This window comes from Streptomyces sp. NPDC002784 (assembly GCF_053592135.1).
Genome location: NZ_JBSFVD010000012.1, coordinates 165,142 through 178,185, shown reverse-complemented (window position 1 = coordinate 178,185; position 13,044 = coordinate 165,142). Strand labels below are relative to the sequence as shown.

The following is a 13,044-nucleotide window of genomic DNA, read 5'->3' as shown; positions in this document are numbered from 1 at the left end:
TTCTCCTGCGGTGTCTCCCGGTGTGCCCTTGCATGCCTGGGTATGTCTTGCAATGCCCCACACCCCCTGAGCCAAGGACCGTGATCGACGTGAAGGTCGGCATCCCCCGCGAGGTCAAGAACAACGAGTTCCGGGTGGCCATCACCCCCGCCGGTGTGCACGAGCTGGTGCGCAACGGCCACCAGGTCGTCATCGAGCGTGGCGCCGGCGTCGGCTCCTCGATCCCCGACGCCGAGTACGTGGCCGCGGGTGCCCAGATCCTGGACACCGCCGACGAGGTGTGGGCCACCGCTGACCTGCTGCTGAAGGTCAAGGAGCCCATTGCCGAGGAGTACCACCGCCTCCGCAAGGACCAGACGCTCTTCACCTACCTGCACCTGGCCGCCTCCAAGGAGTGCACGGACGCCCTGATCGAGTCCGGCACCACCGCCATCGCCTACGAGACGGTCGAGCTGCCCTCCCGCGCGCTGCCGCTGCTCGCCCCGATGTCCGAGGTCGCGGGCCGGCTCGCCCCGCAGGTCGGCGCCTACCACCTGATGCGCTCGGCCGGCGGCCGCGGCGTGCTGCCCGGTGGCGTCCCCGGCACCCAGCCCGCCAAGGCCGTGGTCATCGGCGGCGGCGTCTCCGGCTGGAACGCCACCCAGATCGCCGTCGGCATGGGCTTCCACGTCACGCTGCTCGACCGCGACATCAACAAGCTGCGCGAGGCCGACAAGGTCTTCGGCACCAAGGTGCGGGCGATCATGTCCAACTCCTTCGAGCTGGAGAAGGCCGTCCTCGACGCCGACCTCGTCATCGGCGCCGTGCTGATCCCGGGCGCCAAGGCCCCGAAGCTGGTCACCAACGAGCTCGTCTCGCGCATGAAGCCGGGAAGTGTCCTTGTCGACATCGCGATCGACCAGGGCGGCTGCTTCGAGGACTCGCACCCGACCACGCACGCCGAGCCGACCTTCCAGGTCCACGACTCGGTCTTCTACTGCGTCGCCAACATGCCCGGCGCGGTGCCCAACACCTCCACCTACGCGCTGACCAACGCCACGCTGCCGTACATCGTGGAACTGGCCAACCGGGGCTGGGTGGAGGCGCTGCGCCGTGACCCGGCGCTCGCCAAGGGCCTCAACACCCATGACGGCAAGGTCGTTTACCGCGAGGTCGCCGAGGCGCACGACCTGGAGCACGTGGAGCTGGAGACGCTGCTCGGCTGAGCCCGCCGACACCGGTGAACTGCTAAGTCACCTTTTCGTAAAGGCGATACGTCAACACGCGTCGTCAACGTCGCACACCCGGCCGGACCTTGCCGACAAGGTCCGGCCGGATGTGTGTATGGTCACTTTGCGAGGCTCGGTCAACTCGCCTCGAACGTAACCCTTCGACCGATTCGCACACCGGTGAAACCTACCGTGCGACGGCCGTACGCCCTTGACAGAGGGATGTTTCATTGCCGACACATCCTGCCGGGTCCGGCGGATTGTGTTGCTGCGGACCGCCGACACGCCATAGAGTCGCCAACCGTCGGCATGGTGCCACGCTGACCTTGTCTAGAAGTTTCCTGGTCCCCAAGGAGGTAAGACGACTTGTGAATGAGTCGACATTTTCTCCCGGGGGTGGTCAACCAGGAAGCCCTGCGCGGGGCCAGGCTCCTGCGGAGTACGAGGCTGTCGGCTCCGTGGCGGTGCGCACCTTCGCAGCCCACCAGAGTCACCAGATGACAGGGACGACTCTGTCAGCACACCAGAGCATGGATGGCCATCACGTGAACGCCATGGCCGGCGACGGAAGTGGCGCGCCCCACAACCACTTCGCCGACTACGACGAACTGCCCGAGGGGCACTTCTACGATCCCGACGCGGAGTACGAGCCCGACCCCGAGTACGCGGCCACGCTCGCGCCCGACGCTGCCCGTCAGCGTCGCGAGCGCATCGGCCCGACCGGCCGGCCGCTGCCGTACTTCCCGATCCCGGGGCCGCTGACCGATCACGGCCCGGCGAAGATCATCGCGATGTGCAACCAGAAGGGCGGCGTCGGCAAGACGACGTCGACCATCAACCTGGGTGCCGCGCTCGCGGAGTACGGACGCCGGGTCCTGCTCGTCGACTTCGACCCGCAGGGCGCGCTGTCGGTCGGACTCGGTGTCAACCCGATGGAGCTCGACCTCACCGTCTACAACCTGCTCATGGAGCGGGGCATGTCGGCCGACGAGGTCCTGCTGAAGACCGCGGTCCCCAACATGGACCTGCTGCCGAGCAATATCGACTTGTCGGCGGCGGAGGTCCAGCTGGTCTCCGAGGTCGCGCGCGAGTCGACGCTCCAGCGCGCGCTGAAGCCGCTCATGGCCGACTACGACTACATCGTGATCGACTGTCAGCCCTCGCTCGGTCTGCTCACGGTCAACGCCCTGACGGCCGCGCACAAGGTGATCGTGCCGCTGGAGTGCGAGTTCTTCGCCCTGCGTGGTGTGGCGCTGCTGACGGAGACCATCGAGAAGGTCCAGGAGCGGCTCAACCCGGAGCTGGAGCTCGACGGGATCCTCGCCACGATGTACGACTCGCGCACGGTGCACAGCCGTGAGGTGCTCGCGCGCGTCGTCGAGGCGTTCGACGACCACGTCTACCACACGGTCATCGGGCGCACGGTCCGCTTCCCGGAGACCACCGTCGCCGGTGAGCCGATCACCACCTACGCCTCCAACTCCGTCGGTGCCGCCGCCTACCGCCAGCTCGCCAGGGAGGTGCTCGCCCGGTGTCACGCCGAGTGAGTCTGCCGGGGGCCGACGAACTGTTCCGTACGACAGGGGGGATGGCGCTCCAGGCGTCCACTCCCCGCCGGGGGGCCAACGGCGAGGCCCGGGTGCCCGCTCCCGCGGGGGAGAGCGACAGCGCCGCCGCGGAGGACGCCCCGCAGTCGGTGCCCGCACAGGGCGGCGAAGGCGCGGAGCATGTCGCGGCGGACGCGGAGCCGGCGGAGTCCGGCGAGTCCCGGAGCCGGGGCGCCGCCGCGGAGCGGTCCGGGCGGCGGCCGGCGGTGCAGGAAGGTTCTGGCGACGCCTCGGCGCCGCGCACCAAGCGCGGACGGGCCGCCTCGCGGCGGCCGAGCGGGCGTGAACGGCACGACGAGAAGATCACCGTGTACGTCTCGGCCGAGGAGCTGATGGATCTGGAGCACGCGCGTCTGGTGCTCCGGGGCGAGCACGGCCTCGCCGTGGACCGCGGGCGGATCGTCCGCGAGGCGGTGGCCGTGGTGCTCGCGGATCTGGAGAGCCGCGGGGACGCCAGCATCCTCGTACGACGGCTTCGCGGGCGGTAGCGGTAGCCTGCGAGGGCTATGACCTCGAACGACGTTCCCGTCCCCGGCTCCGGTGCCTCCGGCGGCCGGCGGCGTGCGCTCGGCCGGGGGCCGGGAGCCGTCCGGCCGGCCGAGCCGGAGCCGGAGGCACTGCCGGTCGAGGGTGAGCGGGAGGCCGAGGCGGTTGCCGTCGAGGCGGAGCCCGAGGCCGGTGCCGCTGAACCCGAGCCCGAGTCCGCAGAGCCGGCGTCGGCCGACGACGGTGTCTTCAAGGTCCGGCTCGCCAACTTCGAGGGCCCCTTCGACCTGCTGCTCCAGCTGATCTCCAAGCACAAGCTGGACGTCACCGAGGTCGCCCTGTCCAAGGTGACCGACGAGTTCATGGCGTACATCCGGGCCCTCGGGCCGGACTGGGACCTCGACGAGACGACCGAGTTCCTGGTCGTCGCCGCCACCCTGCTGGACCTCAAGGCGGCCCGGCTGCTGCCCGCCGCCGAGGTCGAGGACGAGGCCGATCTCGCCCTCCTCGAAGCGCGGGACCTGCTCTTCGCGCGCCTGCTGCAGTACCGCGCGTACAAGCAGATCGCCGACATCTTCAACCGCCGGCTCGACGAGGAGGCCCGGCGCTACCCCCGTACCGTCGGCCTCGAACCGCACCACGCCGAGCTGCTGCCCGAGGTGGTCATCAGCATCGGCCCGGAAGGGTTCGCGAAACTCGCCGTGAAGGCGATGCAGCCCAAGCCCAAGCCGCAGGTGTACGTCGACCACATCCACGCCCCGCTGGTCAGCGTCCAGGAACAGGCCGGGATCGTCGTCGCGCGGCTGAAGGAGCTCGGCGAGGCCAGCTTCCGCGCGCTCGTCGCGGACACCGACGACACCCTGACCGTCGTGGCGCGGTTCCTGGCGCTGCTGGAGCTGTACCGGGAGAAGGCCGTCGCCCTCGACCAGGAGACCGCCCTCGGCGACCTGATCGTGCGGTGGACCGGCCCGGAGGGCGACGGCCGCCCGATGGTGACCGACGAGTTCGACCGGCCGCCCGAGCCGCCCAAGGAGGAGAAGACATGAGCGAGGAGATCAGCGAGCCGCCCGCCGGGCAGCGGGCCACGGCCGACCTCGAGCTCAAGCCGGCCCTGGAGGCCGTCCTCATGGTCGTCGACGAGCCCGCGACCGAGGAGCACCTCGCCAAGATCCTCCAGCGGACCGGGCGGCAGATCGCGGACGCGCTGCGCGAGCTGGCCGACGAGTACACCGTCCAGGGCCGCGGTTTCGAGCTCCGGCTGATCGCGGGCGGCTGGCGCTTCTACTCGCGTCCCGAGTACGCGGCGGCCGTCGAGGGCTTCGTCCTGGACGGCCAGCAGGCCCGGCTCACCCAGGCCGCGCTGGAGACCTTGGCGGTGGTGGCGTACCGGCAGCCGGTCAGCCGCAGCCGGGTCTCGGCGGTGCGCGGAGTCAACTGCGACGGCGTCATGCGGACCCTCCTGCAGCGGGGTCTGGTCGAGGAGGCGGGCACGGAACCCGAAACAGGTGCGATCCTGTACAGGACGACGAACTACTTCCTGGAGCGGATGGGCCTGCGTGGCCTGGACGAGCTTCCGGAGCTCGCGCCCTTCCTCCCCGAGGCGGAGGCGATCGAGGCCGAGACCCTGGAAGGGGTTCCGTCGTTCGATCCGGACGCACCCGATGCGCCGGGTTCCGACGACGCAGACGACTAGACGGAATTTTGATGCGAAGCAGCAGCGGCAGGAACAGCAGCGGAAACAACGGCGGGAGCCGTGGTGGCAACAGCGGCGGCCGCGGCGGGAGTGGCGGTGGCCGCGGTAACTTCCGCGGTGCCGGCAACAACCGCGACGACAAGCAGGGCAGCGGCCGTCCGAACAAGCCGCGCCCGGAGGAGCGGCGCTACGACGTCGGCCCCAGCGCCACGCACGACGGTCCGAAGTCGGGCCGCGGCCCCTCGGCCCGCGGTGGCGCCAAGGGCGGCCCCAAGCAGGGCCAGCGCTCCGGCGGCCGGACGGCTCCGGCGCGCTCCCGCGAGTACGAGACGCGCGCGGAGGAGCGCAACCGCGACCGGTACGCCGGAAAGCCGGAGATCAAGCTCCCCAAGACCTTCCCCGGCGCCGAGCAGGAGGGCGAGCGGCTGCAGAAGGTCCTCGCCCGCGCGGGCTACGGCTCCCGCCGGGCCTGCGAGGAGCTGATCGAGCAGGCACGGGTCGAGGTCAACGGCGAGATCGTGCTGGAGCAGGGCAAGCGCGTCGACCCGGAGAAGGACGAGGTCAAGGTCGACGGCCTGACCGTGGCGACGCAGTCGTACCAGTTCTTCTCGCTGAACAAGCCCGCCGGTGTCGTCTCCACCATGGAGGACCCCGACGGGCGCCAGTGCCTCGGCGACTACGTCACCAACCGGGAGACGCGGCTCTTCCACGTCGGGCGGCTCGACACCGAGACCGAGGGCGTCATCCTGCTCACCAACCACGGCGAGCTGGCGCACCGGCTGACCCACCCCAAGTACGGCGTGAAGAAGACCTACCTCGCCGCCATCGTCGGCCCCATCCCGCGCGACCTGGGCAAACGGCTCAAGGACGGCATCCAGCTGGAGGACGGGTACGCGAAGGCGGACCACTTCCGCGTCGTCGAGCAGACCGGCAAGAACTACCTCGTCGAGGTCACCCTGCACGAGGGCCGCAAGCACATCGTGCGCCGGATGCTGGCCGAGGCCGGCTTCCCCGTCGAGAAGCTGGTGCGCACCTCCTTCGGGCCGATCACGCTGGGCGACCAGAAGTCGGGCTGGCTGCGCCGCCTGTCGAACACCGAGGTCGGCATGCTGCTGAAGGAAGTCGACCTCTAGGCGATGCCTTTTCGCCCTCTCGCCGGTCTGTACCCCTGACCGGATTCATGACCGGATTCGTGACCGGGGTTCATGATCGGCGAGAGGAAGGGCCATCGTGGCGACGACGGACCGCGAGGAATTCGTACGGCTGACGGACCCCTACCGGCGGGAGCTGCTCGCGCACTGCTACCGGATGCTGGGCTCGGTCGACGAGGCCGAGGACCTGGTGCAGGAGACCTATTTGCGGGCCTGGCGGTCCTACGACGGCTACGCGGGCCGTGCGTCCCTGCGGACCTGGCTGCACCGGATCGCCACCAACACGTGCCTGACGGCGCTGGAGGGCCGTGCGCGGCGTCCGCTGCCCACCGGGCTCGGTGAGCCCTCCCAGGCGCCCGAGGAGCCGCTGAGCGCCCCTGTGACGGACGTTCCCTGGCTCCAGCCGCTGCCCGACGCGCTCGTCGACCCCGCCTCGGTGGTGGCCGCCCGGGGCAGTCTGCGGCTCGCCCTGGTCGCCGCGCTCCAGCATCTGCCCGCGCGTCAGCGCGCGGTGCTCATCCTGCGGGACGTGCTGGCCTGGCGGGCGCCGGAGGTCGCCTCCCTGCTCGGGACGTCCACGGGGGCCGTCAAGAGCAGCCTGCAGCGCGCGCGTGCCCGGCTGGAGGAGGTGGCGCCCGAGGAGGACCTCGTGACGGAGCCGTCCGGCGCCGCCGACCGCGAGGTGCTCGACCGGTACGTGGCCGCCTTCGAGAACGCCGACATGGACGCGCTGCTCGCCCTGTTGCGGGACGGGGTGGAGCTGGAGATGCCGCCCTTCCGGGAGTGGTTCCGCGGCGCCAAGGAGGTGCACCGCTTCCTGGTGGCCCGGCTGCACGACAAGGGCACCCTGCGGATGCTGCCCACGCGCGCGAACGGGCAGCCGGCGGCGGCCATGTACGTGCGCGGGGCGGACGGCGTCCTGCGCCCGCACTCCTTGCAGGTGCTCACCGTCGAGGAGGGCGCGGTCGGCCGTGTCACCGCCTTCCTGGACAGCGGCGTCTTCGGCCGGTTCGCGCTGCCCGGGGAACTGCGATGAACCCCGGGGAGCTGCTGGAGCGTTCGCTCGCCTACGCCCTCGGGAGCGTGGCCGAGGTCCGGGCCGAGAGCCTCGCGCGGGGCACGCCGTGCGCGCGGTGGGACCTGGCGGAACTGCTCGGGCATCTGGACGACTCCGTGGACGCGCTGTACGAGGGGCTGACCGGCGGGCGGATCGGACTGGTCCCGCGGGACGACCGGGCGTGCCGCTTCCGTACGCGCGCGTGCGCCGTGCTGGGTGCCTGGGCCGCGGGGCCGCCGGACCGGGTGCGGATCGGTGAACGGCCGCTGGAGGCGGGGGTGCTGGCCGCGGTCGGCGCCGTCGAGATCGCCGTGCACGGCTGGGACGTGGCGCAGGCCGGTGGGCGGCCCCGGCCCCTGCCGGTCGCCCTCGCGGCCGATCTGCTGCCCGTGGCGCGGTGCGTGGTGGCGGGGGAGGACCGGGGGGTGCGGTTCGCCGCGCCGGTCGTCGTGCCGGAGGACGCGCGGCCGGACATCCGGCTGCTGGCCTTCCTGGGGCGGCGCGATTCCTTTCCGGGGTGAGGCGGGTCTGCCTTCCGTGAGTGACCTCAAGACCTCACGGAAGGCACGGACATGACCGAGACGGTCAAGGCTCCCGTCAGTACCTCGCGCCCCGACCGGGCGTCTCCACCACGCGGCTGGACGGTGATCCTCGCCGGGGCCGGCGCGCTGCTGTGCTCGCTCGACGTGGTGGTCGTCGCCACCGCGCTGCCCGCCCTGCGCGCCGACTTCGGGGCGAGCCTGTCCGAGCTGGAATGGACGATCAGCGCCTACAACCTGGCCTTCGCCTGTCTCACCCTGACCGGCGCCGCGCTCGGCGACCGGTTCGGACGGCGGCGCATGTACGTCGTCGGCCTCGCCGTGTTCACCCTCGCCTCCGCCGCCGCGGCCCTCGCGGGCAGCTCGGACCAGCTCATCGGGGCGCGCCTGGTGCAGGGCGCCGGGGCCGCCGTACTGCTGCCGCTCACGCTGACCCTCATCAGCGAGGCGTTCCCGGCGGAGAAGCGGGGCGTGGCGATCGGGGTGTGGGGCGGGGTGACCGGCCTCGGGGTGGCGGCCGGGCCGGTGCTGGGCGGGGCCGTGACCGAGGGCCTGTCCTGGCAGTGGATCTTCTGGCTGAACGTGCCGATCGGGCTCGCGATGCTGCCCCTGGCCGCCCGCAAGCTCCAGGAGAGCTACGGGACGCGGCCCCAACTGGACATCATCGGCCTGGTCCTGGTGGCCGTCGGGCTGACCGGGCTGGCCTGGGCGCCGGTGCGGGCGCCGGAGGCGGGCTGGGGGAGCGCCGAGGTGCTGACCGCGCTGGCCGTCGGAGTCGTGTTCACGGCCGCGTTCCTGGACTGGGAGCGCCGGGGCGCCCGGTATCCGATGCTTCCGCTCGGCCACTTCCGCAGGCGCGGCTTCTCCACCGCCAACGCGGCGGGGTTCCTGCTCTTCGCCTCGCTGCTGGGCTCGCTGTTCACGATCACCCAGCTGTTCCAGTTAGGGCTCGGCTACTCGCCGCTGGAGGCGGGGGTGCGGATCCTCGTCTGGAACGCCATGCCGCTGCTGGTCGCGCCGGTCGCGGGCGCGCTCGCGGACCGGTACGGCACCCGGCCGTTCATGCTCGGCGGCCTCGCCCTCCAGGGCCTCGGCCTCGGCCTGCTGGCCTGGCAGGTGGAGCCGGGCGTGGGCTACGGCAGCCTCGTCGTCCCGCTGATCATCGCCGGCATCGGCATCTCCCTGGTGTTCCCGAGCGTCGCCAACGCCGTGACCTCCTCGGTGCCGCTGACCGAGGCGGGCATCGCGGCCGGCGTCAACAACGCGCTGCGTGAACTCGGCGGCGTCTTCGGCGTGGCGGCCGCCGCGGCGGTCTTCACGGCCTACGGCGGCTATGCCTCCCCGGCCGACTTCCTGGACGGGGCCGCACCCGCGCTGTGGGTGTCGGCGGGCGTCGCCGCGGCGGGGGCGGCGGTGTCGGTGTTCGCGCCCGCACGCCGGTCCTAGGCCCGGTCGGGGGGTTGTCACCTCGCGCCCGCCTCTTTATAGTCGTACTGACCATTAAGGAGGCGGTCGTGGAGTACGACAAACACGCCTACGAACCGTTCGCCGTCACCGTCGACCTGGCCGTCCTCACGCTCCGGGCCGGCGCCCTGCATGTGCTGCTCGTCGAGCGCGGCCAGGAGCCGTACGCCGGAAGATGGGCGCTGCCCGGCGGCTTCGTGCAGCCGGACGAGTCCGCGGAGACGGCGGCCCGGCGGGAACTCGCCGAGGAGACCGGCCTGTCCGACGTCTCCGGACTGCACCTGGAACAGCTGCGGACCTACAGCGAGCCGGACCGCGACCCCCGGATGCGGGTCGTCTCGGTCGCCTTCGCCGCCCTGCTGCCCCACGCGCCCGAGGTGCAGGGCGGCAGCGACGCGGCCCAGGCCCGCTGGATGCCGTACGACGAGGCCGGGGCGCTCGCCTTCGACCACGACCGGATCCTGGCCGACGCCCGTGACCGCGTCGGCGCCAAGCTGGAGTACACCTGCCTGGCCACCGCGTTCTGCTCGCCCGAGTTCACCCTCGGCGAGCTCCAGCAGGTCTACGAGGCCGTGTGGGGCACGGGCCTGGACCGGCCGAACTTCCGGCGCAAGGTGCTGGCCACACCCGGCTTCGTCGAGCCGGTCCCCGGTGCCTCCCGCCTCACCGGAGGCCGCGGCAAGCCGGCCGCGCTGTACCGCGCGGGTGCTGCCACCGCACTCCACCCACCGCTGCTGCGGCCCACCCCGGAAGGACATTCCGCATGACGAAGCGTGCCGCCACTGGATCCCTGCTGGGCCTCGCCCTCGGGGACGCGATGGGCTTCCCGACAGAGTTCAACGACGTGCCGTCGATCCTCGCCAAGTGCGGGCCGTGGCGGGAGATGGAGCTGCCGACCCCGGCGATCGTCACGGACGACACCCAGATGACGCTGGCGCTGGGCAAGGGGCTGCGGGCGGCCATGGACCGGGGTGTGCTCGCGCCCAAGCGGCTGGAGCGGCCGGTGCGGGAGGAGTTCGTCGACTGGTACCAGTCGCCCGAGAACAACCGCGCGCCGGGCCGGACCTGTCTCGTCGCCTGCAATCTCCTGAAGGCCGAGGGACGCCTCTGGCAGGACGCCAGCCAGATCCACTCCAAGGGCTGCGGCGCCAACATGCGCGTCGCGCCGATCGGCCTCGCCCCCGGGCTGAGCGACGAACAGCGCGCGGGCGCGGCCCAGTTGCAGTCCGCGCTCACCCACGGCCACCCCACGGCGCTCGCCGCCTCCGACCTCACCGCGCACGCCGTACGGCTGCTCGCCCAGGGCGCCGAGCCGACCGGACTGGTCGGCCTGCTGCGGTCGTACGCCTACGAGAACCGCTCCCGCTACCACCACACCTGGCTCGGTGACCTGTGGACCCGCAGTCAGGACCCGACGCCCGAGCACTTCATCGCGCGCGGGTGGGACGAGTGCCTGGGCGTGCTGGAGCGGCTCCAGGAGGCTGTGCGCGCGGGGTCGGCCGAGACCGACCCGTGCCTCGCGACCGGCGCCGGATGGATCGCCGAGGAGGCGCTGGCGACCGGGCTGCTGTGCTTCCTGCTCTTCGTCGACGAACCGGTGACCGCGCTCCGGCGCGCCGCCTGTTCCTCCGGCGACTCGGACTCCATCGCCTGCCTGACGGGCGCCTTCGCGGGGGCCTACCTCGGGGCCGACGCATGGCCCCGCGCGTGGGCGGACCGGATCGAGTACCGGGGCGACCTGCTCGCCCTCGGCGCGCTCTGGGACGCTTAGCGGATGATCGACGCCCTGGACATCGACCTCGCCCCCGTCGTCGCGGAGCAGCCCGACCCGGTGCTCTTCGCCACCGTCTCCGGCGCCCATCTGTACGGCTTCCCGTCCCGCGACTCGGACGTGGACCTGCGCGGGGTGCACCTGCTGTCCGCCGCCGAACTGCTCGGGCTGCGCGAACCGCACGAGACCCGGTCCAGGATGTGGGACCGGGACGGCGTGGAGATGGACCTGGTCACCCATGACCTGCGCAAGTTCGTCCGGCTGATGCTCCGCCGCAACGGCTATGTCCTGGAACAGCTGCTCTCCCCGCTCGTCGTGCACACCACCGACGCGCACCGCGAGCTGGTCGCGCTCGCCCCCGGAACCGTCACCCGCCACCACGCCCATCACTACCGGGGCTTCGCGAACACCCAGTGGCGGCTCCACTCCAAGACCGGGGAGCTCAAGCCGCTGCTCTACACCTTCCGGGTCCTGCTCACCGGCGTCCATCTGATGCGCACCGGTGAGGTGCAGGCCCATCTGCCCACCCTGCTCGGCGAGGTGAGCGAGGCGCCCGGGTATCTGCCCGAGCTGATCGCGGCCAAGGCGGAGCGGGAACACGGGCCGGCCGAGGCGGACCACGCGCGCGTGGCGGCCGACGTGGAACGGCTGCACGGCGTGCTGGACGAGGCGCAGGCCGCCTCAGCCCTGCCCGAGGCGGCGACCGTCCACGACGCCCTGCACGACCTCGTCGTACGGATCCGGCTGGAGCGCTGAGGCACGGCGGACGCGCACCAGGAAGTCCTCCACGCGCCGCCGGTCCGGCTCGGCGGGCAGCGGACTGCGCCGGGAAGCGGCCTCCGCCTCCTGCGCCAGCCGGGTCATCCACGCCTCCACCTCCGGCCAGGCCGGCTCGCCCCGCTTGACCGCGAGCAGCGGCTCGCGCTGATCACCGACGTCGATCCGCAGTTCGCCGGTGCGCAGCAGATCGCGGGCGCTCATCAGCAGGCGCAGCAGATGCATCGCGTGCTTCCAGCGCGGGGCGCCGTGGTTGCGGACGTCCGCCTCCAGCTTCTTGCGCTGGCCGACGGCGTACCGCGCGAAGGTGGTGTGGGCCTGGCGGGACAGGAACGCCGCGCGCAGGCCGAGCAGCTCGCGTCCGGTGTCGTCGGCGTGCTCCACGAGCGGGGAGTGCAGACACTCCAGGATGTTGGGGTTCGCGCGCAGCGCCAGCTCGCAGAAGCGCTCCAGCTCCCAGCTGAACCGCTCCTCGCCGGGGCCCTCGACGTGCGTCGGCGGCTTGCCGAAGCGCCAGAACAGGGGAGTGGGGGCGAGGAAGACGCCCCGCCGGTCGGTGTCGCTGCCGTCCGTCGCCAGACCGAAGGCGCGCGAACCCATCACGCAGGCGTAGATCGTGTGGTCGCGTACCAGGGCCTCGGGGTGCATGGCCCGGAGCGTACGCGGCGCCTCACGCCAGGCGGATCGAATTTCCCTCCACCGTGATCTTCTTCTCCGGCAGCGGCCGCGTCGCCGGCGGGTTGGCCACCGCACCGTCGGTGATGCTGAACCTGCTGCCGTGGCAGGAGCAGTTGATCGTGCCGTCCGAGACGCCGGCGACCGTGCACCGCTGATGGGTGCAGATGGCGGAGAAGGCCTTGAACTCACCGTCCTCCGGCTGGACCACCACGACCTCCTGGTCCTTGAAGACCTTGCCGCCGCCGACCGGGATGGCGTCCGTCGTGGTCAGCTCCTCGCCCCCCGCCTCGGGCGCGCCCGAGGTCTCGGCGGTCCCGGTGGTCCCGGCGGTCCGGTCGGTGGTGGCGGAGCCGCTGTCGTCGTCGCCTGAGTCGCCGCAGCCCGCGACGAGTGCCGCCGCGCCCGTGGCGAGGAGGATGGTGCGCCGGTTCGGACGGATGGTCATGTCGTCACTCCGAGTGTGTGGCGGAACCAGGGGGCGCAGGGCCGGTAGGACCAGCATCTTGGCACTGAAAGCACCGAAGAAGAAGCAACCCGGGAGGGAATGCCATAAATCGCGCAAGCCCGGCGGACCCGCACCGCATCTCAGCGGGCGGGCGTCGCGCCCCGGTCC

Annotated in this window: 14 protein-coding genes and 1 pseudogene; 12 read left to right on the top strand and 3 right to left on the bottom strand. The window is 71.9% G+C overall.

Annotation, left to right across the window (positions count from 1 at the left end; translation table 11 throughout):
• The first annotated feature begins 80 nt into the window (after window positions 1-80).
• From ald to ACWD1Z_RS21915, 12 genes are all read left to right on the top strand, one after another.
• Window positions 81-1,205 (top strand): alanine dehydrogenase, encoded by a 1,125-nt coding sequence (gene ald / locus ACWD1Z_RS21970; protein WP_451120957.1) that lies wholly within the window; start codon window positions 81-83, stop codon window positions 1,203-1,205.
• Between the two features lie 371 nt (window positions 1,206-1,576).
• Complete coding sequence (locus tag ACWD1Z_RS21965; RefSeq protein WP_351983929.1) at window positions 1,577-2,755, top strand: ParA family protein; 1,179 nt, start codon at window positions 1,577-1,579, stop codon at window positions 2,753-2,755.
• The gene (locus ACWD1Z_RS21960; RefSeq protein WP_389419501.1) at window positions 2,740-3,303 is read left to right on the top strand and encodes a hypothetical protein; all 564 of its coding nucleotides are present in this window, start codon (window positions 2,740-2,742) and stop codon (window positions 3,301-3,303) included. The genes ACWD1Z_RS21965 and ACWD1Z_RS21960 overlap by 16 nt, the downstream gene beginning before the upstream one ends.
• Window positions 3,304-3,321: 18 nt before the next feature.
• Window positions 3,322-4,347, top strand: a complete 1,026-nt coding sequence (locus ACWD1Z_RS21955) for a segregation and condensation protein A (protein WP_451120955.1) — start codon at window positions 3,322-3,324, stop codon at window positions 4,345-4,347.
• The gene (gene scpB / locus ACWD1Z_RS21950; RefSeq protein ID WP_451120953.1) at window positions 4,344-4,994 is read left to right on the top strand and encodes an SMC-Scp complex subunit ScpB; all 651 of its coding nucleotides are present in this window, start codon (window positions 4,344-4,346) and stop codon (window positions 4,992-4,994) included. Before ACWD1Z_RS21955 ends, scpB begins: the two co-directional genes overlap by 4 nt.
• Window positions 4,995-5,005: 11 nt before the next feature.
• The gene (locus ACWD1Z_RS21945) at window positions 5,006-6,127 is read left to right on the top strand and encodes a pseudouridine synthase (RefSeq protein WP_389419498.1); all 1,122 of its coding nucleotides are present in this window, start codon (window positions 5,006-5,008) and stop codon (window positions 6,125-6,127) included.
• A gap of 94 nt (window positions 6,128-6,221) precedes the next feature.
• Window positions 6,222-7,181 carry a sigma-70 family RNA polymerase sigma factor gene (locus ACWD1Z_RS21940; RefSeq protein WP_451121005.1) on the top strand — a complete coding sequence of 320 codons (960 nt, stop codon included), beginning with the start codon at window positions 6,222-6,224 and terminating at the stop codon, window positions 7,179-7,181.
• Window positions 7,178-7,723: a TIGR03086 family metal-binding protein gene (locus ACWD1Z_RS21935; protein WP_451120951.1), complete on the top strand. Its 546-nt coding sequence runs from the start codon at window positions 7,178-7,180 to the stop codon at window positions 7,721-7,723. The genes ACWD1Z_RS21940 and ACWD1Z_RS21935 overlap by 4 nt, the downstream gene beginning before the upstream one ends.
• Before the next feature lie 51 nt (window positions 7,724-7,774).
• Complete coding sequence (locus tag ACWD1Z_RS21930) at window positions 7,775-9,187, top strand: MFS transporter (protein ID WP_451120949.1); 1,413 nt, start codon at window positions 7,775-7,777, stop codon at window positions 9,185-9,187.
• A gap of 68 nt (window positions 9,188-9,255) precedes the next feature.
• Window positions 9,256-9,972, top strand: coding sequence for an NUDIX hydrolase (locus ACWD1Z_RS21925; RefSeq protein WP_451120947.1), 717 nt, complete (start codon window positions 9,256-9,258; stop codon window positions 9,970-9,972).
• On the top strand, window positions 9,969-10,976 hold the full coding sequence (locus tag ACWD1Z_RS21920; protein WP_451120946.1) for an ADP-ribosylglycohydrolase family protein: 1,008 nt from the start codon (window positions 9,969-9,971) through the stop codon (window positions 10,974-10,976). Before ACWD1Z_RS21925 ends, ACWD1Z_RS21920 begins: the two co-directional genes overlap by 4 nt.
• A gap of 3 nt (window positions 10,977-10,979) precedes the next feature.
• Window positions 10,980-11,732, top strand: a complete 753-nt coding sequence (locus ACWD1Z_RS21915; RefSeq protein WP_451120944.1) for a nucleotidyltransferase domain-containing protein — start codon at window positions 10,980-10,982, stop codon at window positions 11,730-11,732.
• Here ACWD1Z_RS21915 and ACWD1Z_RS21910 read toward each other — a convergent pair.
• The 3 genes and pseudogenes from ACWD1Z_RS21910 to ACWD1Z_RS21900 form a co-directional block, all read right to left on the bottom strand.
• The gene (locus tag ACWD1Z_RS21910; protein ID WP_451120942.1) at window positions 11,658-12,401 is read right to left on the bottom strand and encodes a nucleotidyltransferase domain-containing protein; all 744 of its coding nucleotides are present in this window, start codon (window positions 12,399-12,401) and stop codon (window positions 11,658-11,660) included. The two genes, ACWD1Z_RS21915 and ACWD1Z_RS21910, sit on opposite strands and share 75 nt — an antisense overlap.
• A 22-nt stretch (window positions 12,402-12,423) precedes the next feature.
• Window positions 12,424-12,876: a Rieske (2Fe-2S) protein gene (locus ACWD1Z_RS21905; RefSeq protein ID WP_451121003.1), complete on the bottom strand. Its 453-nt coding sequence runs from the start codon at window positions 12,874-12,876 to the stop codon at window positions 12,424-12,426.
• Window positions 12,877-12,927: 51 nt separating this feature from the next.
• Window positions 12,928-12,993, bottom strand: a pseudogene (locus ACWD1Z_RS21900) (DUF6529 family protein); the annotation flags it as partial.
• Between the last annotated feature and the right edge of the window lie 51 nt (window positions 12,994-13,044).